Below are 19,088 nucleotides of genomic sequence, written 5' to 3'. Positions count from 1 at the left end.
GGGCCATGGCCGCGGTGGTCGCTCTGGAGCACACTCGCATGCGGCCGGGTGAGGTGGCTGCGGCATTGCTGGCCTGGATGCAAGCGGTGCTCCCCGGCACCGCCGACCGGATCGCCCCGACCCGTATGTGCCCTGAGTGCTGCGGAGACGAGCCCCGCCGGCGGCTCGAACAGGCGCTCGCCGCCTTGCCGCACTGGGCCAGACCGCACCTGTACACCGTGATCTTCTCCATCGACGGACGCTTCATCGCTCGAACCTCGCCCAACCCGCGCGCCTCACCTGAATGGCCGTGGTGGCAGCAACGACGCCGAATGTTCCCAGGCTCCTGACGTCTCGTTTGCAAAGACGCATGCCGATCTTGCGCAACCTGCGAATATGCAGATCAGCCTACTGATCGCGTTCCCGGCGACTCCCCGCTGCACCCCTTGGTTTCCCGCCCTATCGGGCACGCGACGGGCACGACGTCGAACCGCCGGCGGTTTTACAGGGCGTGACCGTTGCAGGCGAATCGTAGTCTCTGACCTGCGGCGGGGCTTCTCTTCGCGTTGGCGACGGCCTTGATCATTGCACGCATGTTGCGCGGCTCCCCACGTCCGCCGTGGTGGCCGGTCGAAGGGCGAGCGCCGGACGGCCTATCGCCTGAGAACAACACGGCGGCGACACAGCAGCAGTCCGGTGGCGGCGGTGAGGGTGAGCAGGAAGCCGGCCGATACGAGCACTCGTCCGTCGGGGCCGGCCTCGCCGCCGCCTCCGGTCGCGGCTCCTCCCAGCGGGGTCTTCATCACCTTGCCGCCCGGCTGCGGTGGGGCTTCCGTCTCCGTTGCCGCAGTGGGTCGGACCGGCTGGGCGGTCACGGTGGCGGTGACGGTCTGGGTCGGCCGGGCGCTTGCGGTCGTCGTGGCGGTGGGGGGCGGTGTCACCGGGGAGGGATCGGTCGGCAGGCCGTCCGCGGAGACGATGGTGAGGGGGTAGGTCGTCAGGGCGTCGGCGTTGCGTACCTCGCACTGGATCGTCGGCTCGGTGGGCCGGGTACCGAGATTGAGGGCGGCTGGCCGTACCGTCGCGGTGCCCGCCCTGGAGGGGGTGGTCTTCAACAAGACCGCGGCCGCCGGGAGGGGGACGATCTGGCCGGGGCCGAGGGTGGCGAGGTCACTCACTCCGGTGGCGGAGGTCAGTCCGGGGAGTTCGCTGATGGAGGCGTAGGTGTACAGCTTGGTGCCGTCGGCCAGTCCCGTGGCGGGTGCTCTCAAGGCGGTGGCGTCATCGAGGTAGGTTCCGCGCCAGCCGATGCTCATCTGCCTGCCGGCCTCGGCGTCGATCGGCATCTTCATCTCGATCTTGACTCTGACATCCTGTTTCTCGGCTGCGCCGGTTGCCGTGCACTGGTATTCGACGATGTCGGTGATGACGGTGGCGTCCTGTCGCGCCCCCGCGGTGATGGCGTGCGCCGGTTGGTGCAACAGGGCCAAGCCGCCGACCAGCGTGACGGCCGAGAGAATCGATCGGATGCGCAAGACGGCTCCTGTTGTGACAGATGGGGACACAGGAGAGACGGAGCGTGATGACATCTGGTTGACATGGTTGGCCCCTTTCGTCCGACCAGCACCGATCGAAACGGCCTGGAGCCCATAAGACAGGGGCTGGAACCCAGGGACAGGACTCCTGACGCCCTGCTTGCATATCGGTCCGGTCTCCGGCTGTACCCGGACCGCGAGTGGGTGTTCGGCCGGTCGTGAGCAACCGTGACTGACCCTTCGTCACCCTGGCCAATGGCACGGGCGGCAGGATGATCCGGTGAAGCTGACCGAGAAGGTCGCGACGGGATCGCGGAGGAGTACCTGGACCGGTGGCGGCGTGTCGCACGCTACGACGAGCTTGCTGTGATGGAAGAGAACGGTGACAAGGACTGGGAGAGCGTCATCGGCGAGGACGGCCGGGAGTACAAAGTCCTCGCCTACGTGTTTCCGCATGGCGACGAGACGCTTCGGATGGTGGTCTCGGTGAACCACCGCAGGAAGGATCATTCGGCTGCTGACCCGTTGCACCGGGAAGCGGTCATCCGATCAGACGGCACCATGGACACACCGGCAGAGCTGGCTGAGCTGGAGGACCGTTGGCTGCTGCCCTACAGGGGAATGCAGGTGATCCAAGTCCGGGTGAGCCATCAGTTGACGTTGCTCCTCGACGGTGACGCCCAGGTGGACATCGAGTCTACGGCGACGCTCACCAGAGGCTCGCTGAGTGCTCCTGATGCGGAGCCGGTCCGGCTGGCCCCTGAGCGTCAGGAGGTGGCGCCGGCTCTGGCCCTCTTCGGCGCGACACTCCTGTCGTCGGTTGCCTTCAAGTCCGGTGCGCTGCGGTTGGTCTTCGGCACCGGGATGCACCTGAACGTGGAACCCGATCCTCAATACGAGGCGTGGAGCACCTGCGGTCCTGACGATTTACGCTTCGTCTGCCTGCCGGGCGGTGGGCTTTCGATTTTTCGCTGATCGGAGGAGCAGTTCGGAAGACTGTGATACCCCGATCTTCGGTGGGCCGGTGCTGAGGAACGAGGTACCGACCCGTCGATCACCCCGGCCCGGTACGGAGATCAGCCATCCTCGGGCGATCGTAAGAGCGCAACCAGGCTTTGGGGAACCCTCCGCTGAGGAACTGGTGGTTACGATCACGAGATTAAGTGAAGACGAGTCATACGGGGTGGATGTGTCTGCTCGTGACCGCAGATTGGCGCGGGGCGCCTCATGGCCCCTGACCAGGTCAGATCTGGTGGAAGGGCTCGGTGAGAGCTTTAAGCATGTTCGTGAGCTGCAATTTTGGGGTGAGATGCCGCTGCGCTGGACGCTGGAGGCCTCTTGGCGCCCTGGGCGTGCAGGCGGGATGCACCCAAACATCTACGGGATCGCGGTGACCGTTCACCCGGTTCGGTCAGTAGATCGTGCTGAGGTTCGGCGGGGACTGCGAGAGACTGCTCTGCCGGAGCTAGGTGACTGGATAGCGCATGCGGTGGTGGCTTCTGAGATACAGAAGGCCAGAGAGCATAGGCGTTTGTGGCGTTGGGCCGAGGACGGGGTGTTGGAGTCGCAGGAGAATTACTGAGGACTCGGTGGCGGGCCGGTCGTCGGCGCGCTGGTTCGGTACGGCGGATGCGGAGTGCGGTCACGGCCCGGGGCGCCGTCGGCCAGGACCGGCCTCCAGGCCGCATGCCCGGGCGGCGGGCGGCAGGCGGCAGGCGGCCGGGTACGGCGGCGCGCGCGCCGCCGTTTGATCCGTACAAGAACAATTCGGCAACGCTACGGTGGCCCTGTCAGGACCGTGCGACCCTCACGGCGAAAACCGGGAACGGGTACTCGGCTTCCTCGTTCGGATCAGCGGTTTCTACGGCAGGGACATCTTCGAGGTCAACCCAAGGCACCACACCGGGCTGCGCATCGCAGCCATCAGAGCCAGCACGGGCGCGGGAGTGTTCACAGGCCATGGCTGACCTCCGAATGGCAGATCATCCGGCTCCGCAGAGGCCACCGAGCAACGCAACTGGCCGGCCTGTTCGTCGTACCAGGCGTAGAACGTCACCGGTCCTGGGACGTCGGCGAACCGCTCGTTGAGTTGGTCGCCGACCGCATCGAGAGCTTGCCCGACGAGTAGCGCATCGAAATCTTCGGGGTCGAAGTCGAACACCACCAGGTTGCTTCGCGCCTCCGCGTTTGGGTTCTCCCGGTTCAGGGAGAGTTCCTCGTCCGCGAAGGACCGTACAAGCCGCGCGAGAGCCTCTGACAACCCACCGTCTCCGATCATCGGCACTCCGGCTCCTCTCCAACCAGCAGAGCATGTCCCGGGTCGCAGCGGAGTGCGGACTCGGCGCGGCTGTAGGTGCCATCCATTCCGGCCAGCGAGGAGCGCAGGTCCTCGACGGTACCGGGGTCACCGAAGCGCACCAGGCAGTTGCCGCGCCGGCGGGCCGGGGGGTGGCGATCCAGTGACAGGTACAGCATGTCCTCGTCGGCGGCCCTGTCCGGCAGTAATGCGGCGGCCTGCTCCAGCGCGGTCCGCCGGGTGGCCTCGTCTCCGAGGACACCGGTTGAGCACCGGAAACAGAAGGCCCCTGATGGCGTATCGCCTGTTCAGGGGCCTTTCACCTGCGAGCCGACGAGGGGAATCGAACCCCTGACCTTCTGTTTACAAGGTCTCCGAACGACGTCCAGGATCGTTCAGATCCGTCCGCCGTGCTGCTCGTCGGGACTCCGGCCGTTCGGATCCGTACGGCTCGGTTCGTGGTCGTCCGTTCTGGTGGCTCCCAAGGTGGCTCCCAGAAGATGGGTAGGACATCTGCTGGCCCGGCGGTATCAGGGATGGGTTGACGGTGTGACCGGAGAGTGCTCGATGACCGATGAGCCTGCCGAGGCGCTTCCCGTGGACAAGCTGAATGCGCTTCGGCTCGGTCGGTTCCTCGTCGCCGAGGTGGAGGCGAGCCGGCCGGAGTGCCGGGCATGGGTCGAGATTCGCCCGATCCTGATGGAGGTCGATGTTGCCGCTCAGCGGGAGGGATGGACACGAAGCGATGCGGGGCGCGCCTTCCGGCTTGCGTATCGAGAGTTCGTCGCCGAGCACCTTGACGGCTGGGACTACGACGTGGGAAGCAGGGAGATCAAGCGGGTACTGGCTCACGATGAGGCAGAACTCATAGGGCTGCTTCAAGCATGGGGTGTGCCGCTTGAGCACCTGGCCTACCCGTGGAACACGGACTATCCGGCGTAATGCGCTGTCAGCTTGGGAATCGGCTGCTGATCCCGCTGCTCTGAGCTGGGGAAACGGGGGTGCAGGTCAGAGTTGGCCGATTGGCCGTGAGTCCCCGTGAGTGAACGCGGTTCCCCGCCTGTTCTGGCACGCATCTGGCACGTGATCAAGGAATGACCACTTCCTTGTCAGGACCATCGGGCCGTGATCAGAGACTCGCAGCTCGGCCCTGAACAGTGCTGGACGGGTACGGATGCGGGCGGTTGCGTGCCTCTGTTGCAGTACCTCGGCACCGTAGGCAGAGTGAGCCGCATGATCGAGATCGACGGTCCTTTCTATCGGGTCAGCGAGCCCGACTTCGAGATGCTGATCCCTCGATGGGAGGGGCAGGAACCCGAGAGCACCGAGGAGGCCGACGCGACCATCACCCTTCCGGATGGCACTCGTCGTTACGCCACCTTCATGACCCTTGATGTCGTCGGCAGAGTCATGGACCGCTGGAAGAGTACAGGTGAGAACCTCGGCGGCCGGTACTTCTGGTGCTCCGATCTGATCGTCATCCGTGAGCCGGGCTTCGCCTCGATGATCGACGCCGTGCGGGACATGATCGCAACAGGAGAGATCAATAGCGCTTGCAGCGTGCTTCCACCTGACGGCGAAGAAGAACATGCGGATTAAAAGCTCGGACTTGATCAGTTCCGGATAGTTCATTGCAGATCAGAGGCCGCGAGCGGTCCACCCTGAACGGCTGCGAACGGTCCTGGACTGCAAGGGGGACTGCAACGCCGGCCTCTGCCTCAGCGGACAGTCTGATCTTGATTGACTCCGGTACGCTCCGGCCATGAAATCCCGCTCCACCCCAGTTGAGATCGTCACCGTCCTGGCTGTAGCAGCTCTCCTGCTGGGAGGTCTCGCATACGCGACCTGGAGGAGCATCACTGGGCCGCACTGCACGGCCGCCGAGGAAGACCTGCTGCCGACGCTGGCGGCTCAGAAGATCCTCGATGTCCACCCCGACGGCGCTGTCGAGCAAGACAGCTACGCCAACTGCTTTCAGGATGACCCGTTTCCCTACGCCGGCAAGCGATACAGGTTCGTCGGGACGCGAGAAGACCACCTGTCCTTCTATGAGGCGGCGGCAAGAAACGACGGGTGGCAGCTGGTTACCCCTGAAGAACCGTCCGACTTCGTCTGCTATACCAAGAAGCTCGGCGACGACACCGTGTTCCTGTCGGTATCGGGAAACAAAATCGGCGGCGTTAGTGAGTACAACATCGACATCGGCACAGGCTATGAGTTCATGTGCTAACGCCACGGATTAAAAGAGGAGGGCTTCTTATGGGTTGCTCGGCGCTCTGACCTGGAGATCGGCGGAATGTTCCGGCCAGGTGCGCCGGAAGCATTCCGCGTATGCTCCGGATCTTGAGAGGGGCCTACCGTTTGCGGCCGACTGAGCGGACCCGAGAAGGTTCGAGGCTGTGAGGGTGCAGCTGTGTGGCGAGGCATTCGCGGTGGGAGACGATGGCGGTGCTGCCAGGGCCGTCGGCGCTCCGAACATCCATGACCACTCCGTCGCCGCCTGGGCTCAAGACGGTGAGCGTCCCGCAGAAGTCGCACCGCCGTTGAAAACATGCCAGGTCCTCGCTGCGCATGGTCAGGCGGACCCAGACGGGTGGAGAGTACCGGCTGACCTCCTGGACGACGGCATTCACCTCGGAACCGACACCGGGGTATTCGTGAGGGAGCGCGCGAGAACTCCCTGAAGGACTGTCGATCATTGCGGCGTCAATGGAGGCGCCGATGCCCTCATGACCCGAGATCAGCGCCATGACGCCCCACGGCTCATGACCGGTCACCTGGACCTGCACCGCTTGCCCGGGGACGAGGCCGGCCCCTGCGGCATCGAATCGCTGCATCCGGCCATTCTGCCGTCTGAGTGTCTCTCGGCTCACTGAATGCATTTCATCCTCGGGCGCCCTGAGCAACACGGTGGTTCTGTAGGACGGCGATGGCCTTGACGAGGTGGCCGGCTTTGCTGGGGCTGCAGCGCAGCTTCCGGAGGATTCTCCATGACTTGAGCTGCGCGTTCGCGCGCTCGCCGGGTCCGCGGAGCTTGGCGTGTGATCGGTTGGCCTGCTTCTGGGACTGCGGCTTGTTGCGGCCTTTGTACGGGGTGATGACGACGGTGGCCTCGGCCCCCTGGTAGCCCTTATCGGCCAAGGTGAGGATCCCTGCCTTCTCCAGTTCGCGCAGGATGCCCCATACTCTGGCCGCGGTCAGGTCGTGCATGCTGCCCGGCATCGCGCCGGAGGTCCACAGGATCGTCCCGTCCGGGCCCGCGATCACCTGCACGTTCATGCCGTGGATTCGATGCTTGCCGGAGAAGTAGGGACGGTCGGCCCGCACGCGGTCGGTGTGGATGAGCGTGCCGTCCAAGATGAGGTGGGTCAGCCCGTCCTGCTTGGCTTTGCGTAAGGCCTGGGTGAGCTTGGGCGAGCGTGCTGACAGCAGCATGACGGTCTCCTGCACGTACCGCCAGGCCGTCGTCGCCGACACGCCGAATCCCGCGCTGATCTCGGCGAACGTCTCATCTTTGCGCAGGTGGATCAGCACCATCAGGGCCTGCTGGCCGGGGTTGAGTCGCCGCCAGATCGATCCGATGGCCTTGCGGTGGCGGCGGATGAGCCCGGCGACGTAGTTCAGCGTTGAACGCGACAAATCGACGGCAGCACGGTAGAACAGCACCCGAAGCTCCTGGTTGTAGCGGGCGTTGGTTGTGGTGATCAACCCGTCTACCAGGAGCTTCTCTACTTCCGAGGACGAACCGTCAACTCGCGATCATGCCGTGACCAGCGGCCCGGCCCTCAGGGATGAAATGGGTTCACTCGGTGTTTCCCTGGTCGAGACACTGTCAGCTTGGGAAGTCTCTATCGATCTTGGCTCCTGAGCTGGGGAAGCACTGACCTGCGGGGGAGTGCTTCGATTCCCCTTGGTTCCCCATGAGTCCCTCGTGATCCCCCTTCTGACGGGCACGCAACGGGCACGAGAGGAGAACGCCAACTTCATCCATCGTCCCGGAACCGGCGACTGGCCCCTCTCGTTGATCGCATGGAAACTTCCCCTGAGATTCGAGGACATTTGTCTCCTGCTGCTCTCCGGTCGCTGCTTGTCCTCCTGGCCGTTGCGCTGATCGCCGGATGTACCTCTGATCGCTCAGTGCCCTCACCTCCGGAAACCGCCGACATGGAACCGGAGAGCAACATGGACGTAGATGATTTTGAGGAGTTGGAAGAGGACTCTTCGGCCATCGTGATCTGTGTCAGAAAGCGCACACGGGTCCGCATGGCCTACCGTCCGTGTGATGACGCCGAACCCGGCTTTACCTGGTACTTCATACCGTGGGAGCAGAAAGTCCCCGCCACCGGCAGGAAAGCCGAAGGCGGGACGTTCGAGGATCCCGGCTACATGATGACCTCTCCCGCACGAAGGCGCGGAGGGGCCGGCTCTGAGGCGGCCCTCTCCGATGATGTCCGGTTCGAGGTGTGTGTGAAGGAGAAGACGCGGGTCCGAGTCCCCGACAGTAGATGCGACGATGAGGACAACGGCTTCGCCTGGTATCACATCCCCTACGATGATCACGTACCTGCGGTGGGCAGGAGAGCCTTCGGCGGATCCTTCTATCGCACCGGTGTCGACAACCACAGGGCACGCGCAAAAGGTGGGACAGGCGATCAGGCCGTTCTTGAGCCTGACCGGCCGAACAACGCGCCCACGAAGCGCCCGCCGCGCTGCACACGGACCGTGAACGGTAAATGCGGTGATGCGACCAGTAGTTGTACGTACACCGTCAATGGGCGCTGTCGGGACAACGGGGGCTTACCCGGTCGTGTGCCTGGAGGGTTGTGATCCTGCTGCCGGTATGGCTCAGGTCGAGCATGTCTGTCGTCAGGGTGATCAGTGAGCCGGTGCTGAGGGACGAAGCACCGGATCGGCGATCGCCCCCAGCCATGAACGGTGACCAGCTGCGATGAGGCGATCGTGAGGGCTGTAGCTGGGCGGCGGCGTGGCCCACCTGTGGCCGGTTCGGTTGAGTACGGCGGGGCCGGCGGTCGGCGGGCGGCCCGAGTGCGGCCCCGGCCGTGACCGGCCCCCAGGCCGCATGCGCGGCCGGGGTCCGCGACGCTGGGCCGTGCGGCGGCGCGCCGCGCCGCCGCCTTGATCCATACAAGAACAATTCGGCAACTCACTCGGAACGCGACCCTGTCGGGTACGGGATGCTCCTGAGCAAAGCAAAGACAGAACCGGTCTGCATGAGCCGGTTCGGCGGTTGGCAGAGACGGCCAGGGCTGGGCGGCCTGGATGGGCTCGGGATCTGCTCCTCGGCGAGGCCGAGCGGCTTTTACGCGATCACCATTGACCTATACAACGCTCAACGATATATATGGCGTTACGCGAGCAGAGCTACCTCATCCTGTTGGCCCTGGCCGACGGTCCGCTCCACGGCTACGGTGTGATCAAAGCCGTCCTGGAGCTGTCGGAGCAACGAGTACGGCTCGGCGCAGGAACCTTGTACGGTGCCCTCGACCGCCTGTCGAGTGATGGTCTGGTGTCGGTGGTCAAGGAAGAGGTCGTCACCGGCCGTCATCGCCGCTACTACGACCTGACCGGCCATGGCCGTACCGTCCTGGCCGAGGAAACCGATCGCCTGACGCGTCTAGCCACTACCGCCCGGACCCGCCTGTCTCTGCAACCGGGCTGGGGAACGCGATGACCCGGTACGACAGCCTCGCTCCGGAAAGCCTGAGCGAGGCATATGCGGATCGCTGCCGCCTGCTGCTGCGCGTGGCCTATCCGCCGCGCTTCATGCAGACGCGGGGCGAGGAGTTCCTGAGCACTCTTCTCGATCTCGCCGAGCCCGGCCGGGTCCGACCGAACCTGCGCACCACGCTGGACGTCTTGCGCGCTGGCATGATCTGGCGGCTACGCGAGCGCCCACCCCTGTGGCGCTGGCTCTGCTACCGCCTGTTCGGTAAGCGGCTTCCCCTGCGCTACCGCTGGTGGGTCCGCGATGACGTCCGTGGCCGGTTCTTCCTCACGCGTCTCCTGGCGGCGTGGGCAACTTTGATTTTCCTGCCGTTCGCCCTGGTGGACAGCCTCGGGTTGATGGGGGAACCCGGCTCTTGGTGGATCAAGGCCGGCGTACTCCTGGGTGCCTGCCTGAACGCCGTTGTCGGCCGCCGACGGATCCGGCGTGACTTACTGGCCAAGCACTATTTCACTCCTAACGGCACTCCCGTCGCCTCACAGGCTGACGGGGGTGTGTCACAGTGACCCGTCCCGCGTCCTCATGTGGAGAGGCAGTGCGTTGATTAGTTCGGCAACTGCTGGCCGTGCTCCAGATACAGCGGACGGCCGAGGCTGCGGGCGGTGACGGCGGCCGTGATGCGGGTGGCGAGTCGTTCGATCAGGAGGCCGGGCAGTTCCTCGACGGGGTGGAAGTCGTAGCCGGCCAACTCGTCGACACCGAGCCGGATGCTGTCGCGCATGCTCGGGCTGAGGATTCCGCCGTCGAACAGGAACAGGACCTTGTCGCCCTCCTGCGGGTGGGGTGCCCAGTCGACCACCAGGAGGTCACCGATCGGCGGTTGGATGCCGAGTTCCTCGTGGACTTCGCGTACGCACGCCTGGAACGGGGTCTCGCCGGGTTCGATATAGCCGCCGGGGACGTCGCGGTAGTCCTTGTAGTGGGGGCGGACCAGGAGTAGACGGCCGTGCTCGTCGAAGAAGAGGGCCCCGGCTGCGGCGCGGGGGGTGGCCATGGGCGGGGTCTCTTGTCCGGTCATGATCCCTACGGTACGGGATGTCCGCCCGGTGTGAAGGGCGGCTCAGGTGACGCGTAGCCGGCGGGCCAGATCGGTGAGCCGGTGGCTGGGTTTGCCCTTCTGGCGGCGGATCCAGTTCAGGACGAGTTGGCGGCTGAGGTAGTGATGGCGGATCTGCTCGGGGGCCAGGTGCTCGGCCTGAAGCAGCGCCTCCAGCGCCTCGTCGGTGCGGTTCCACAGGCTGAAGGCCTGGGCGACGGCGATGCCGTGGCGGGCGCGGCGTTCGATCGGCAGGGCGCTGGTGTCGAGGCCGGGGCCGAGGTCGATGGCGACTTGGATGTCTCCCAGTTCGATGGCGGTGGCCACCTGGTGGATGGCGACGTTGGTGGGGCCGAACGCGGTCCAGACGTGGTTGGCGTCGCCTCCAAGACGGCGGGCGGACTCCGCGGCTTCGTTCAGGAAGGCCCGGGTGGTGGCGCGGTCGTCGGCGCGGGCGGAGGCCATCGATCCGGCCAGCAAGAGCGTGCCGTGCACTGACAGGAGTTCGGGGCTCGCCTGGGACAGGTCGGCCTGGAGAAGCCCGGCAGCGTCGCCGGTCAGTTGGGAGGCGGCGTCGTAGCGGCCGTTGGAGAGCAGGGCGTGGGTGACCGAGCGCAGCAGTGAGGCGACCACGATCTGATCGCCGGAGTTCTGCGCGTAGGTCAGGCCGCGTTCGGCGGCGATCCACGCGAGGTCGGTCTCTCCGATCTTCACGAGGATGCTGGCGGCGGCGTGGTAGGTCTGGCCGAGCAGGCTGAGCGTCTGGATGCGTTGGTCGCCTTCGTGGGAGTTGGCGGCGTGGTGGGCTTCGGCGAGAAGGGCCGGCAGGCGGCGGACCACCAGTCCGTAGCGGGACGCCTGGTAGGCGTGCCAGACGTCGGCGATCTCGCTGCGCAGCTCGGTGAGGCTGGGCGGTTCGTGGGCCTGGGCGAGGGCGGCGAGCGGGGCGAGTTGGCGGTAGTCGGTGATCGCCGCCCGCAGTGCCGGGACGGTGCGGTCTCCGCTGTCGGGGCTCCAGTCGAGCAGGGACGGCTCGGCGAGGAGGTCGCCGAGGGCGACGTCCAGGGCGACCGCGAGGGATTTGATGACCGACAGGCGGTCAAGCTCGATCCGGTCGTTTTCGATTTTGCTGAGCCAGTCGACCGTGCGGCCGACAAGTCCGGCCAGGACTTCTTGTGACATTCCGCGTCGTCGCCGGTACCACGCTATGCGTTCCCCGATGGTCAGGTGATCCGTCATGCCTCGCATGTTGGTCAGCCTCGCACGGATATCTCGGAGACCCCGGAATTCTTTTCCGGGGCGGAGCGGCCTGCCCTTCCTAGTGTCTCGACTGACCGAGTAAGCGTCCATTGCGACGGAGGAAAAGGAGTGGATACGAAGGGCTCACAACAGACCGGCGGGGAGGGCCGTTGCTCGTCCTGCCGGGGCAAGGGGTGGCGATACACGCAGGTGAGCGCGGCCTACGGTGCGCAGGCCATCGACGGTCGGCGCGCCCTGAGAACACGGGGCGATTGCTTCGACTGCGCCGGAACCGGACGGCGGGAGACATGACAGACACACTTGTTTGGTGGCGATCGGCTGAACCCGTGGCCAATGGTCCTGCGTATGCCGCCGCGAGACTCGCCGAGGAACTGCAGCGGTTGGAAATGCCCGCCGATATTCACCAGGGCGTCGGGATAGCACTGGTTTCGGTCTGGATCGATCTGGTCGTCTGGACCAACGGAATCTCCTACCACTGGTGGTCGGGAACCACGTCGGCGCGCGGACGCCGCCTTTATGCCTACAGCCCGGTGAGTGATCCGATGACAACGGCCCGCCGGGTCGCCGTCCGCTATGCGGAGCTGCGGAACGGCCACCCTCTGTCGAAGCTGGTCGAAGAGGTCCAACGCGCGCTCCCGGATGACCGCCGACCGGTCGACCTTCGCGGGCCGCGGCCCGTCGTGCCTGCGCATCCGGAGTGACCCCATGACTCTCGATGAGCTGAACGTCATCTACGGCAGGCATTGGAGGATCTCGGCGAGTCTCGGGGGCGGGTGGTATGCGGTACGTCGAAGTGATCTCTCTCGGGAGAGTCTCCAACGTGGCCTGTCCAATGTGCGTGGTGGCCTGACGCTGGAGGAGTTGGCCGTCCATCTGGCGGCCGAGAAACGAATCGAAGACCGGTGGTGGAACCCTAGAGCAACGGAGCAGAGTCCCGGCTTTCCTGCCGGTGATCCGCCCAAGCAGGTGCGGCGGTGAGGTTGACCCCCTATCGGATCATGGGCGTGTCCTTCTCCACTGCGCCTCGGGGCCCGGCGAGCCTGCCCTCCCACACCCAGGCTCGCCGGGTCTTCAAGCCCGAGCCAGGGGGTGGAAGATCAAGAACTGGATGCTACGCTCAACCTGATAGAACATGTTAAGGCTGATGAGGCGGTTGTAATGGCAGCTCCAGGCGGGGACGGCCTCAAGTATGAGCGCGTGCTGAACGCCCTGCGATCGCGCATCGCGGACGGGACCTATCCACCGGGGATGATGCTGCCCTCGCAAAGTCAGCTCGTCACCGAGTTCGACGTCTCGCGGCCCACGGTGATCGAGGCGTTGCGGCTCCTCCGCCAGGAAGGCTTGATCGAATCCCAGACCGGACGCGGTTCGTTCGTGCGCGGGAAGGTCCCCGCCCTGAACCTGGAGCGCGCGCACCCCGGTCAGCGTCTTCTCGACCTCGCCGAGGCGGAGTCCTCGGCCGAACTGCTGCAAGCCGGAATCATCGTGGCCCCTGCCCGGGTCACCACCCTGCTCGACCTGCCCGCCGGATCCAAAGCATTCCTGCGGCAGTACGTCCTCAGCGACGAGGACGGCCCCATAGAGCTGGTCTCGGCGTGGTTCCCCATCGACCTGGTCTCGGGGACCAAGCTGACCTCACCCGAAGCCATGGACGAGGGAATCCGGCGCCATCTGTACGGCCGCAAGCGGCTCCGGCTGGACTACGCCGTTGAACGCACCCTCTCCCGCTCGGCGACGGCGGACGAGGCGCAAGCGTTGAAGATGCCCGTCGGCGCGCCGGTGCTCAACCTCGTGGTGACCGGACACGACGCCGACGGCAGAGCGCTCCAGCTCGTTGACGCGGTCCTTCCCGGGGATCGCCATGAGCTGCGTGACGCCTATCCACTGACCTGACCCCACCTAATCAATTTCCTCTATATCCCAACTTGACATGACAGGTTGGCGAACCTACCTTTATGGGACAACCTGATAGGTCAGGTTGAATGGAAAAGGATTCCTGTCACGCTAGGAGTATTCCTCATGGCCCTGCAAGGACCCATCCCCGTCAGCTTCGACCAGGTCTTCCCGCACGGCTGCTACCTCGTCGGCGAGGTCGAGCAGGTCAAGGACTTCGACGCCTCGACCAACGGCCGGACCGTCTACGCCAAGGACAAGACCACCGGAGAACTCGTCTGGCAGGTCGCCGTCATGGACGCCGACCCCGCCGTGAAGATCAGCCAGAAGACCATCGCGGTCAAGCTCCTCGCCCCGGTTCAGCCGGTTCCCCCGCCTCCGGTGCCCGGCCTGCCGATCATCCCCGTCGAGTTCGACGGCATGACCGTCACCCCCTACGTCAACCAGAACACCGGCCGCCTGGCCTACTCCATCCGCGCCACGTCCATACGGACTCCCCGCTCAACCGCCCCGGCCAAGCACGCTCCGGGCGGCAAGGACATCGCGGCCTGACGACACAAAGCGGGGCCGCCGGAACTGGTCCTTCCGGCGGCCCCTCGTCTCCCCAGATGCCAATCACAGAGAGAACTGAAGTCTAATGTTCAAGAAACTGCCCGGGGACGAGGCGCAGAACCTCGTCTCCACCACCCCTGATACCGCCGTGGTCTTCCGTCCGGCCGTCGTCCGCACTCCCGCGTTCGTCACCCTGGTCATCTTCGCCTGGCGGCTGGTCGCCGGCCTGGTCCGGTTGGTCTGGCGGCATCCGATCGCCTCGGCCGTCGTCGCCGCCCCGTGCGCGCTGGCCTGGTTGTACGGCTGGCGCTGGGGCCTGGGCCTCGTCGCCGGGACCGTGGCCGCTCTGGTGGTCTGGTGTTTTCTTCATCGGCCGTCGTTCCTGCGTCTGGCAGGCTGGCGGCTGCTGGCCTGGTGGCGCTTCGTCTGGATCTACCGGCGGCACTGGCAACCGGTGATGATCGTCTCCGGTCTCGGACGTCACTTACGCGGCCGGGACTACCTCCCGCATCTGGTCGCGGTCACCTGTACCTCGTGGGCCGACGTGGTCACGGTGAAGATGCTGCACGGTCAGGCGGTCAAGGACTGGAGCGACCGCATCGAGCACCTGGCCCACGGCTTCGGCGCCCGTTCCTGCCGGGTGTCGATCGCTCGGGCGGGCCGGTTGCATCTGGTCTTCCCTCGACGTGATCCACTCGCCACGCCGCTTCCTGCGGTGCCGGTCCCGGATGAGGTGTCGGTGGGGCCGGTGCACATCGGCCAGCGTGAGGACGGCTCGCCCTGGTTGCTCAAGGTGCACGGTACCCACGTGCTGATCGCGGGCGCGACCGGCGCGGGCAAGGGCTCGGTGCTGTGGTCGGCCATCCGCGGCCTGCTCCCGGCCCTACGGGCGGGCCTGGTGGAGATCTGGGCGCTGGATCCCAAGCGCATGGAACTGTCCTTCGGCCGGTCCCTGTTCGGCACGCGGTACGCCGCGACTCCCGCCGAGTGCGCCGAGCTGCTGGAAGCAGCCGTTGCGGTCATGCAGGAGCGGGCCGGTCGCTTCGCCGGCCTGCGCCGTGACCACGTCCCCACCGTCGAGGATCCGTTCGTCCTGGTGGTGGTCGATGAGGTGGCGTTCCTGACCGCCTACCAGTCCGACAAGGGCCTGAAGCTGCGCATCTCCGCGGCGCTGGCGACGCTGACCACGCAGGGCCGGGCGGTCGGCGTCGGGGTGATGGCAGCGTTGCAGGACCCGCGCAAGGAGGTCATGAACGTCCGCAACCTGTTCCCCGACAAGATCGCACTCCGGCTGGACGAATCCGAACAGGTGGACATGGTGCTCGGCGATGGCGCCCGCGACCGGGGCGCACTGGCCGATCACATCTCTCCAGTTCCCCATGAGGGTGCGGGCGTCGGCTACGTACGGCTGGAAGCCTCGCCCGATCCGATCCGGGTCCGCGCGGCCTACGTCTGCGACGCCGATATCCGGGCCATGGTCGCGGAGGTGGCGGCATGAGGGTCTGCTTCTACGGCACCGACGAGGAGATCACCCGCCTCTGCGAGCGGCCGATCCTGGCCCTGCTCGGGCCGCGCCGCACCCAGCGCGTGGTGGCCTTCGAGCTGCTGCACGTGGCGGTCAGCGCCGACCCCTACGCGGGCGTGTATCGGCTGCGGGCGGACCTGGCCGAGGTGCACCGGCAGGAGGTGAACGAATGACCGTCCCGAACTCACGGGCCGAGCGGCAGAGGATGCCGGTGGCGCTGGATGTCGCGGTGGAGATCGCCAAGCACAACGGGGTGTGCATCCGGCCGATCGTATTGCGGCGGCTGGATGTCCATACCGGCCACAGCGAGGACGTCAACGTCCCCTGCGGCGCCACGCGGGAGGCCAAGTGCCCGCCGTGTGCCAAGCGCAACCGCTACCTGCGCATAGCGCAGTGCCGGGAGGGCTGGCACCTGGAGGCCGAGCCGGTCGCCGAACCGGACCCCTCAACCGAGGACCAGCGCTGGCTGATCGGGTTCCGGGCCGATGTGCAGGCGCACCGGGACCGGGCCGAACGCGACGGCGAGGAGGTCGCGGACTGGGATGCGGCGGTCGCCGAGATCGATGATGAGATCCGTGTGGCCGGGATGCGCGGCACCCTGTCCGGCCGTACGGCTCCCAAGCGCTCCCGCTCGACCCGGCGGCGCCAAGACGCCCCGGACCTGCCCAAGCGGGCCATGAGTCCCACCACGCTCGGCCGGGCCTTCCCCGGAGCGGGCGGGAAGGTCTACCGGCCGTCGATGTTCATCACGCTCACCCTGCCCTCGTACGGCCGGATTCGCGCCGGTCAGGGTGTGCCGGTCGACCCTGCCACCTACGACTATCGGCGGGCGGCTCGGGATGCCCTGCACTTCTCCAAGCTCGTGGACCGGTTCGTGCAGAACCTTCGCCGCGTCGCAGGCTATGACGTGCAGTACTTCGCGAGCGTGGAGCCTCAGAAGCGGCTCGCCCCGCACCTGCACATGGCGATCCGCGGCACCCTGCCCCGCGCGGAGATCAAGCAGATCGCGGCGGCCACCTATCACCAGGTGTGGTGGCCTGCCGTCGATGAGGTCCGCTTCGCGGGCGAGCACCTGCCAGTCTGGAGTCCCCGGGCCGACCTGCCGGACGGTGCGGCCTACCCGGACGGGCAGAGCGGCGACTACCTCGACCCGGCCACCGGGGAAGTCCTACCCACCTGGGGTGAAGCCCTCGACCGGCTCGACGCCGACGAGGACGCCGAACCCCTGCACGTGCTCCGCTTCGGCGACCAGGTCGACGTCCAAGGCGTCTTGGCCGGCACCCCGGACGCCGACCAGTGCATCCGCTACCTGTCCAAGTACCTGACCAAGTCCCTCGGCGAGAGCCTCGATGCCGACGACTCCGCCCGGCGAGACCACGCGGCCCGGCTCATCGAGGCACTCCGCTACGAACCCTGCTCGCCGAGCTGCCCGAACTGGCTGCGCTACGGCGTGCAGCCCAAGGGCGCCAAGCCGGGCATGACGCCGGGCCGGTGTCGGGGCAAGGCCCACAAACCCGAACACCTCGGCTACCCGGGCCGGCGGGTCCTGGTCTCCCGCAAGTGGTCGAACAAGACCCTGGCCGAGCACAAGCGCGACCGGCGCACCTGGGTCCTGGAAGCCCTCGGCCTGCCCGATGAGCCGACCGACCCGCACCGCTACCTCTGGAAGCCCGTCCCGGCCGGAGACGGTGACGTCCCCTCGCTCGCCCTGCGGCTGCTGCGCATGGTCGCCGAACGCCAGCGCTGGCGCGCAACCCTCCTGACCCTGCAAGAGCAAGCCACCGGCCAACCCGTCCCCGACCTTTCGGCAACGAGGGCGGCCGCATGACCAGTGACCTCGGCCCCCTGCTGCTGCGCCCTGAGAAGGCGGCGGAACTGCTCGGTATCGGCCGGACGAAGGTCTACGCGCTCATGAGGTCGGGCGCTCTCCGTTCGGTCCGCGTCGGCGGGCTCCGCCGGATTCCTCGGGCCGCGCTCATCGAATTCGTCACCCACCTGGAAGAGGAGAACGCGGCATGAGCGGCAAGAGGCGTGGCCAGAACGAGGACTCCATCTACAAGGACGGCGACCGGTGGCGCGGCGCGATCTCTCTCGGGTACGGGCCGGACGGCAAGCGCATCCGCAAGAAGGTGTCCGGCAAGACGCGCGCCGAGGTCGTCGAGAAGATCCGGAAGATCCGTGAAGGCATTGCCAAGGGCATTCCCGTTCCTGACGACAAGATCACCGTGGGTGCGTTCCTCGACCGGTGGGTTTCCATGCTTCCGGGGAGCATCGCGGACTCGACCTTGGACGACTATGAGGATACGGTGCGGCTCCACCTCAAGCCGGGGCTCGGGCGGCACAAGCTCACCGCGCTGACCGTCGCCCACGTCGATGCCCTCTGGCAGGCCAAACGGGAGAAGTACAAGCCCAACAGCGTGCGGAACATGCGGGCCGTACTGCGCAAGGCGCTCGGGCAGGCCGAGCGTGAGGGCCTGGTCGGGCGGAACGTCGCGGCGCTGTCCATGCCGCCCCGGATCAATGCCGACGAGGGCCGGACGCTCACCCTCGACCAGGCACACAAGCTCCTCAACCAAGTGAACGGCCACCGGATGGGACCGCTCGTCCTGCTCTCGCTGGTCTTCGGGCTCCGCCGCGGTGAGGCGCTCGGGTTGATGTGGGACGGCTTCGACCCGGATGCCGGAACCCTGCGGGTGACACACGCCGTCAAGCGGCTCAAGAACCGCGCTCCCGGTGCCGAACGGAGAACTCGACTCGTGATCTCCGAGCTCAAGACCAAGAAGTCGCGCCGTACGCTCTTCCTGACTCCGGAGCTGGTCGACGCGCTCCGGCGGCACCGGGCCGCGCACAACGCAGAGCGTCTCCAGGCCGGACAGGAGTGGGCCGAGCATGGGCTGATCTTCCCGACCACCTTCGGTAATCCGTCGGACCCGGACAACTTCTCGCGCCTGTTCTCCCGGCTGTCGCAGAAGGCCGGCCTCGGGCACTGGCATCCGCACGAGCTGCGGCACTCGGGGGCCTCGCTCATGCTCGCCCAGGGCACTCCCCTGCACGTCGTCTCCGAGATCCTCGGGCACGCAAGCATCGCCATCACGAAGGACGTCTACGGCCATCTGATGGAGGGCGACAAGCGCGCGGCGACGACGGCGATTTCCGGGGCTCTGCTGGGCGGACAGACGCCCGTGGCTCCCAGAGTGGCTCCCAAAGGCTCCGAGGACACCGGTTGAGCACCGGAAACAGGAAGGCCCCTGATGGCGTATCGCCTG

At 66.4% G+C, this 19,088-nt stretch carries 23 protein-coding genes; 16 read left to right on the top strand and 7 right to left on the bottom strand.

The features are described 5' to 3' along the window. The first annotated feature begins 5 nt into the window (after window positions 1–5). Window positions 6–329: a hypothetical protein gene (locus tag HS041_RS07745; protein ID WP_196439799.1), complete on the top strand. Its 324-nt coding sequence runs from the start codon at window positions 6–8 to the stop codon at window positions 327–329. A 303-nt stretch (window positions 330–632) separates the two neighbouring features. On the opposite strand, the gene HS041_RS07740 is transcribed toward HS041_RS07745, so the two are convergent. Continuing rightward, on the bottom strand, window positions 633–1,514 hold the full coding sequence (locus HS041_RS07740; RefSeq protein ID WP_196439798.1) for a hypothetical protein: 882 nt from the start codon (window positions 1,512–1,514) through the stop codon (window positions 633–635). 369 nt (window positions 1,515–1,883) lie between these two features. On the opposite strand from HS041_RS07740, the gene HS041_RS07735 reads away from it, so the two are divergent. Then, window positions 1,884–2,489, top strand: a complete 606-nt coding sequence (locus HS041_RS07735; RefSeq protein WP_196439797.1) for a DUF6188 family protein — start codon at window positions 1,884–1,886, stop codon at window positions 2,487–2,489. A gap of 886 nt (window positions 2,490–3,375) precedes the next feature. On the opposite strand, the gene HS041_RS07730 is transcribed toward HS041_RS07735, so the two are convergent. Beyond that, window positions 3,376–3,798 carry a hypothetical protein gene (locus tag HS041_RS07730; RefSeq protein ID WP_196439796.1) on the bottom strand — a complete coding sequence of 141 codons (423 nt, stop codon included), beginning with the start codon at window positions 3,796–3,798 and terminating at the stop codon, window positions 3,376–3,378. Continuing rightward, the gene (locus HS041_RS07725; protein WP_230878463.1) at window positions 3,789–3,989 is read right to left on the bottom strand and encodes a hypothetical protein; all 201 of its coding nucleotides are present in this window, start codon (window positions 3,987–3,989) and stop codon (window positions 3,789–3,791) included. Before HS041_RS07725 ends, HS041_RS07730 begins: the two co-directional genes overlap by 10 nt. A gap of 388 nt (window positions 3,990–4,377) precedes the next feature. On the opposite strand from HS041_RS07725, the gene HS041_RS07720 reads away from it, so the two are divergent. The 3 genes from HS041_RS07720 to HS041_RS07710 all read left to right on the top strand — a co-directional run bounded on the left by HS041_RS07720 (window position 4,378) and on the right by HS041_RS07710 (window position 6,040). After that, window positions 4,378–4,752 carry a hypothetical protein gene (locus HS041_RS07720; protein ID WP_196439795.1) on the top strand — a complete coding sequence of 125 codons (375 nt, stop codon included), beginning with the start codon at window positions 4,378–4,380 and terminating at the stop codon, window positions 4,750–4,752. A 291-nt stretch (window positions 4,753–5,043) separates the two neighbouring features. Next, window positions 5,044–5,409: a hypothetical protein gene (locus tag HS041_RS07715; protein ID WP_196439794.1), complete on the top strand. Its 366-nt coding sequence runs from the start codon at window positions 5,044–5,046 to the stop codon at window positions 5,407–5,409. A gap of 163 nt (window positions 5,410–5,572) precedes the next feature. After that, entirely contained in the window at window positions 5,573–6,040 is a 468-nt protein-coding gene (locus HS041_RS07710) for a hypothetical protein (protein ID WP_196439793.1), read from the top strand. 124 nt (window positions 6,041–6,164) lie between these two features. Here HS041_RS07710 and HS041_RS07705 read toward each other — a convergent pair whose 3' ends face one another. Together HS041_RS07705 and HS041_RS07700 are read right to left on the bottom strand one after the other, a co-directional pair. Continuing rightward, window positions 6,165–6,647, bottom strand: coding sequence for a hypothetical protein (locus tag HS041_RS07705; protein ID WP_196439792.1), 483 nt, complete (start codon window positions 6,645–6,647; stop codon window positions 6,165–6,167). A 46-nt stretch (window positions 6,648–6,693) separates the two neighbouring features. Next, the gene (locus HS041_RS07700) at window positions 6,694–7,476 is read right to left on the bottom strand and encodes a transposase family protein (RefSeq protein ID WP_196440820.1); all 783 of its coding nucleotides are present in this window, start codon (window positions 7,474–7,476) and stop codon (window positions 6,694–6,696) included. Between the two features lie 516 nt (window positions 7,477–7,992). On the opposite strand from HS041_RS07700, the gene HS041_RS07695 reads away from it, so the two are divergent. The 3 genes from HS041_RS07695 (at window position 7,993) to HS041_RS07685 (ending at window position 10,062) form a co-directional block, all read left to right on the top strand. Further along, complete coding sequence (locus HS041_RS07695; protein WP_196439791.1) at window positions 7,993–8,637, top strand: hypothetical protein; 645 nt, start codon at window positions 7,993–7,995, stop codon at window positions 8,635–8,637. 535 nt (window positions 8,638–9,172) lie between these two features. Continuing rightward, the gene (locus HS041_RS07690) at window positions 9,173–9,502 is read left to right on the top strand and encodes a PadR family transcriptional regulator (RefSeq protein ID WP_196439790.1); all 330 of its coding nucleotides are present in this window, start codon (window positions 9,173–9,175) and stop codon (window positions 9,500–9,502) included. Next, window positions 9,499–10,062: a DUF5313 family protein gene (locus tag HS041_RS07685; RefSeq protein ID WP_196439789.1), complete on the top strand. Its 564-nt coding sequence runs from the start codon at window positions 9,499–9,501 to the stop codon at window positions 10,060–10,062. The genes HS041_RS07690 and HS041_RS07685 overlap by 4 nt, the downstream gene beginning before the upstream one ends. Before the next feature lie 38 nt (window positions 10,063–10,100). On the opposite strand, the gene HS041_RS07680 is transcribed toward HS041_RS07685, so the two are convergent. Beyond that, complete coding sequence (locus HS041_RS07680; protein ID WP_230878461.1) at window positions 10,101–10,574, bottom strand: NUDIX domain-containing protein; 474 nt, start codon at window positions 10,572–10,574, stop codon at window positions 10,101–10,103. Between the two features lie 42 nt (window positions 10,575–10,616). Next, a complete protein-coding gene (locus HS041_RS07675; protein ID WP_196439788.1) occupies window positions 10,617–11,831 on the bottom strand; it encodes a helix-turn-helix domain-containing protein in 1,215 nt (404 codons plus the stop codon). A 308-nt stretch (window positions 11,832–12,139) separates the two neighbouring features. On the opposite strand from HS041_RS07675, the gene HS041_RS07670 reads away from it, so the two are divergent. The 8 genes from HS041_RS07670 to HS041_RS07635 all read left to right on the top strand — a co-directional run bounded on the left by HS041_RS07670 (window position 12,140) and on the right by HS041_RS07635 (window position 19,049). Beyond that, window positions 12,140–12,553: a hypothetical protein gene (locus HS041_RS07670; RefSeq protein ID WP_196439787.1), complete on the top strand. Its 414-nt coding sequence runs from the start codon at window positions 12,140–12,142 to the stop codon at window positions 12,551–12,553. Between the two features lie 457 nt (window positions 12,554–13,010). Further along, on the top strand, window positions 13,011–13,745 hold the full coding sequence (locus tag HS041_RS07665) for a GntR family transcriptional regulator (RefSeq protein ID WP_196439786.1): 735 nt from the start codon (window positions 13,011–13,013) through the stop codon (window positions 13,743–13,745). Between the two features lie 126 nt (window positions 13,746–13,871). Then, complete coding sequence (locus tag HS041_RS07660; protein WP_196439785.1) at window positions 13,872–14,297, top strand: plasmid replication, integration and excision activator; 426 nt, start codon at window positions 13,872–13,874, stop codon at window positions 14,295–14,297. Window positions 14,298–14,382: 85 nt separating this feature from the next. After that, window positions 14,383–15,795 carry an FtsK/SpoIIIE domain-containing protein gene (locus tag HS041_RS07655; protein ID WP_196439784.1) on the top strand — a complete coding sequence of 471 codons (1,413 nt, stop codon included), beginning with the start codon at window positions 14,383–14,385 and terminating at the stop codon, window positions 15,793–15,795. After that, the gene (locus HS041_RS07650; RefSeq protein WP_196439783.1) at window positions 15,792–15,995 is read left to right on the top strand and encodes a hypothetical protein; all 204 of its coding nucleotides are present in this window, start codon (window positions 15,792–15,794) and stop codon (window positions 15,993–15,995) included. Before HS041_RS07655 ends, HS041_RS07650 begins: the two co-directional genes overlap by 4 nt. Then, entirely contained in the window at window positions 15,992–17,650 is a 1,659-nt protein-coding gene (locus HS041_RS07645; RefSeq protein ID WP_196439782.1) for a replication initiator, read from the top strand. The genes HS041_RS07650 and HS041_RS07645 overlap by 4 nt, the downstream gene beginning before the upstream one ends. After that, window positions 17,647–17,841: a helix-turn-helix domain-containing protein gene (locus HS041_RS07640; protein WP_196439781.1), complete on the top strand. Its 195-nt coding sequence runs from the start codon at window positions 17,647–17,649 to the stop codon at window positions 17,839–17,841. Before HS041_RS07645 ends, HS041_RS07640 begins: the two co-directional genes overlap by 4 nt. Then, window positions 17,838–19,049, top strand: coding sequence for a tyrosine-type recombinase/integrase (locus HS041_RS07635; protein ID WP_196439780.1), 1,212 nt, complete (start codon window positions 17,838–17,840; stop codon window positions 19,047–19,049). The genes HS041_RS07640 and HS041_RS07635 overlap by 4 nt, the downstream gene beginning before the upstream one ends. Window positions 19,050–19,088 lie beyond the last annotated feature (39 nt).

This window comes from Planomonospora sp. ID67723 (genome assembly GCF_015711605.1).
Classification (GTDB): Bacteria; Actinomycetota; Actinomycetes; order Streptosporangiales; family Streptosporangiaceae; genus Planomonospora_A.
The sequence above is the reverse complement of the archived record's forward strand: the minus strand, read 5'-3'. Positions and strand labels throughout refer to the sequence as shown.

Excerpts from the sequence above, each read along its gene's own strand:
- HS041_RS07745 (WP_196439799.1), top strand. The coding sequence starts at position 6 with ATGGCCGCGGTGGTCGCTCTGGAGCACACTCGCATGCGGCCGGGTGAG.
- HS041_RS07735 (WP_196439797.1), top strand. The coding sequence starts at position 1,884 with ATGGAAGAGAACGGTGACAAGGACTGGGAGAGCGTCATCGGCGAGGAC.
- HS041_RS07725 (WP_230878463.1), bottom strand. The coding sequence starts at position 3,989 with ATGCTGTACCTGTCACTGGATCGCCACCCCCCGGCCCGCCGGCGCGGC.
- HS041_RS07720 (WP_196439795.1), top strand. The coding sequence starts at position 4,378 with ATGACCGATGAGCCTGCCGAGGCGCTTCCCGTGGACAAGCTGAATGCG.
- HS041_RS07715 (WP_196439794.1), top strand. The coding sequence starts at position 5,044 with ATGATCGAGATCGACGGTCCTTTCTATCGGGTCAGCGAGCCCGACTTC.
- HS041_RS07710 (WP_196439793.1), top strand. The coding sequence starts at position 5,573 with ATGAAATCCCGCTCCACCCCAGTTGAGATCGTCACCGTCCTGGCTGTA.
- HS041_RS07705 (WP_196439792.1), bottom strand. The coding sequence starts at position 6,647 with ATGCAGCGATTCGATGCCGCAGGGGCCGGCCTCGTCCCCGGGCAAGCG.
- HS041_RS07695 (WP_196439791.1), top strand. The coding sequence starts at position 7,993 with ATGGACGTAGATGATTTTGAGGAGTTGGAAGAGGACTCTTCGGCCATC.
- HS041_RS07690 (WP_196439790.1), top strand. The coding sequence starts at position 9,173 with ATGGCGTTACGCGAGCAGAGCTACCTCATCCTGTTGGCCCTGGCCGAC.
- HS041_RS07685 (WP_196439789.1), top strand. The coding sequence starts at position 9,499 with ATGACCCGGTACGACAGCCTCGCTCCGGAAAGCCTGAGCGAGGCATAT.
- HS041_RS07680 (WP_230878461.1), bottom strand. The coding sequence starts at position 10,574 with ATGACCGGACAAGAGACCCCGCCCATGGCCACCCCCCGCGCCGCAGCC.
- HS041_RS07675 (WP_196439788.1), bottom strand. The coding sequence starts at position 11,831 with ATGACGGATCACCTGACCATCGGGGAACGCATAGCGTGGTACCGGCGA.
- HS041_RS07670 (WP_196439787.1), top strand. The coding sequence starts at position 12,140 with ATGACAGACACACTTGTTTGGTGGCGATCGGCTGAACCCGTGGCCAAT.
- HS041_RS07665 (WP_196439786.1), top strand. The coding sequence starts at position 13,011 with ATGGCAGCTCCAGGCGGGGACGGCCTCAAGTATGAGCGCGTGCTGAAC.
- HS041_RS07660 (WP_196439785.1), top strand. The coding sequence starts at position 13,872 with ATGGCCCTGCAAGGACCCATCCCCGTCAGCTTCGACCAGGTCTTCCCG.
- HS041_RS07655 (WP_196439784.1), top strand. The coding sequence starts at position 14,383 with ATGTTCAAGAAACTGCCCGGGGACGAGGCGCAGAACCTCGTCTCCACC.
- HS041_RS07650 (WP_196439783.1), top strand. The coding sequence starts at position 15,792 with ATGAGGGTCTGCTTCTACGGCACCGACGAGGAGATCACCCGCCTCTGC.
- HS041_RS07645 (WP_196439782.1), top strand. The coding sequence starts at position 15,992 with ATGACCGTCCCGAACTCACGGGCCGAGCGGCAGAGGATGCCGGTGGCG.
- HS041_RS07640 (WP_196439781.1), top strand. The coding sequence starts at position 17,647 with ATGACCAGTGACCTCGGCCCCCTGCTGCTGCGCCCTGAGAAGGCGGCG.
- HS041_RS07635 (WP_196439780.1), top strand. The coding sequence starts at position 17,838 with ATGAGCGGCAAGAGGCGTGGCCAGAACGAGGACTCCATCTACAAGGAC.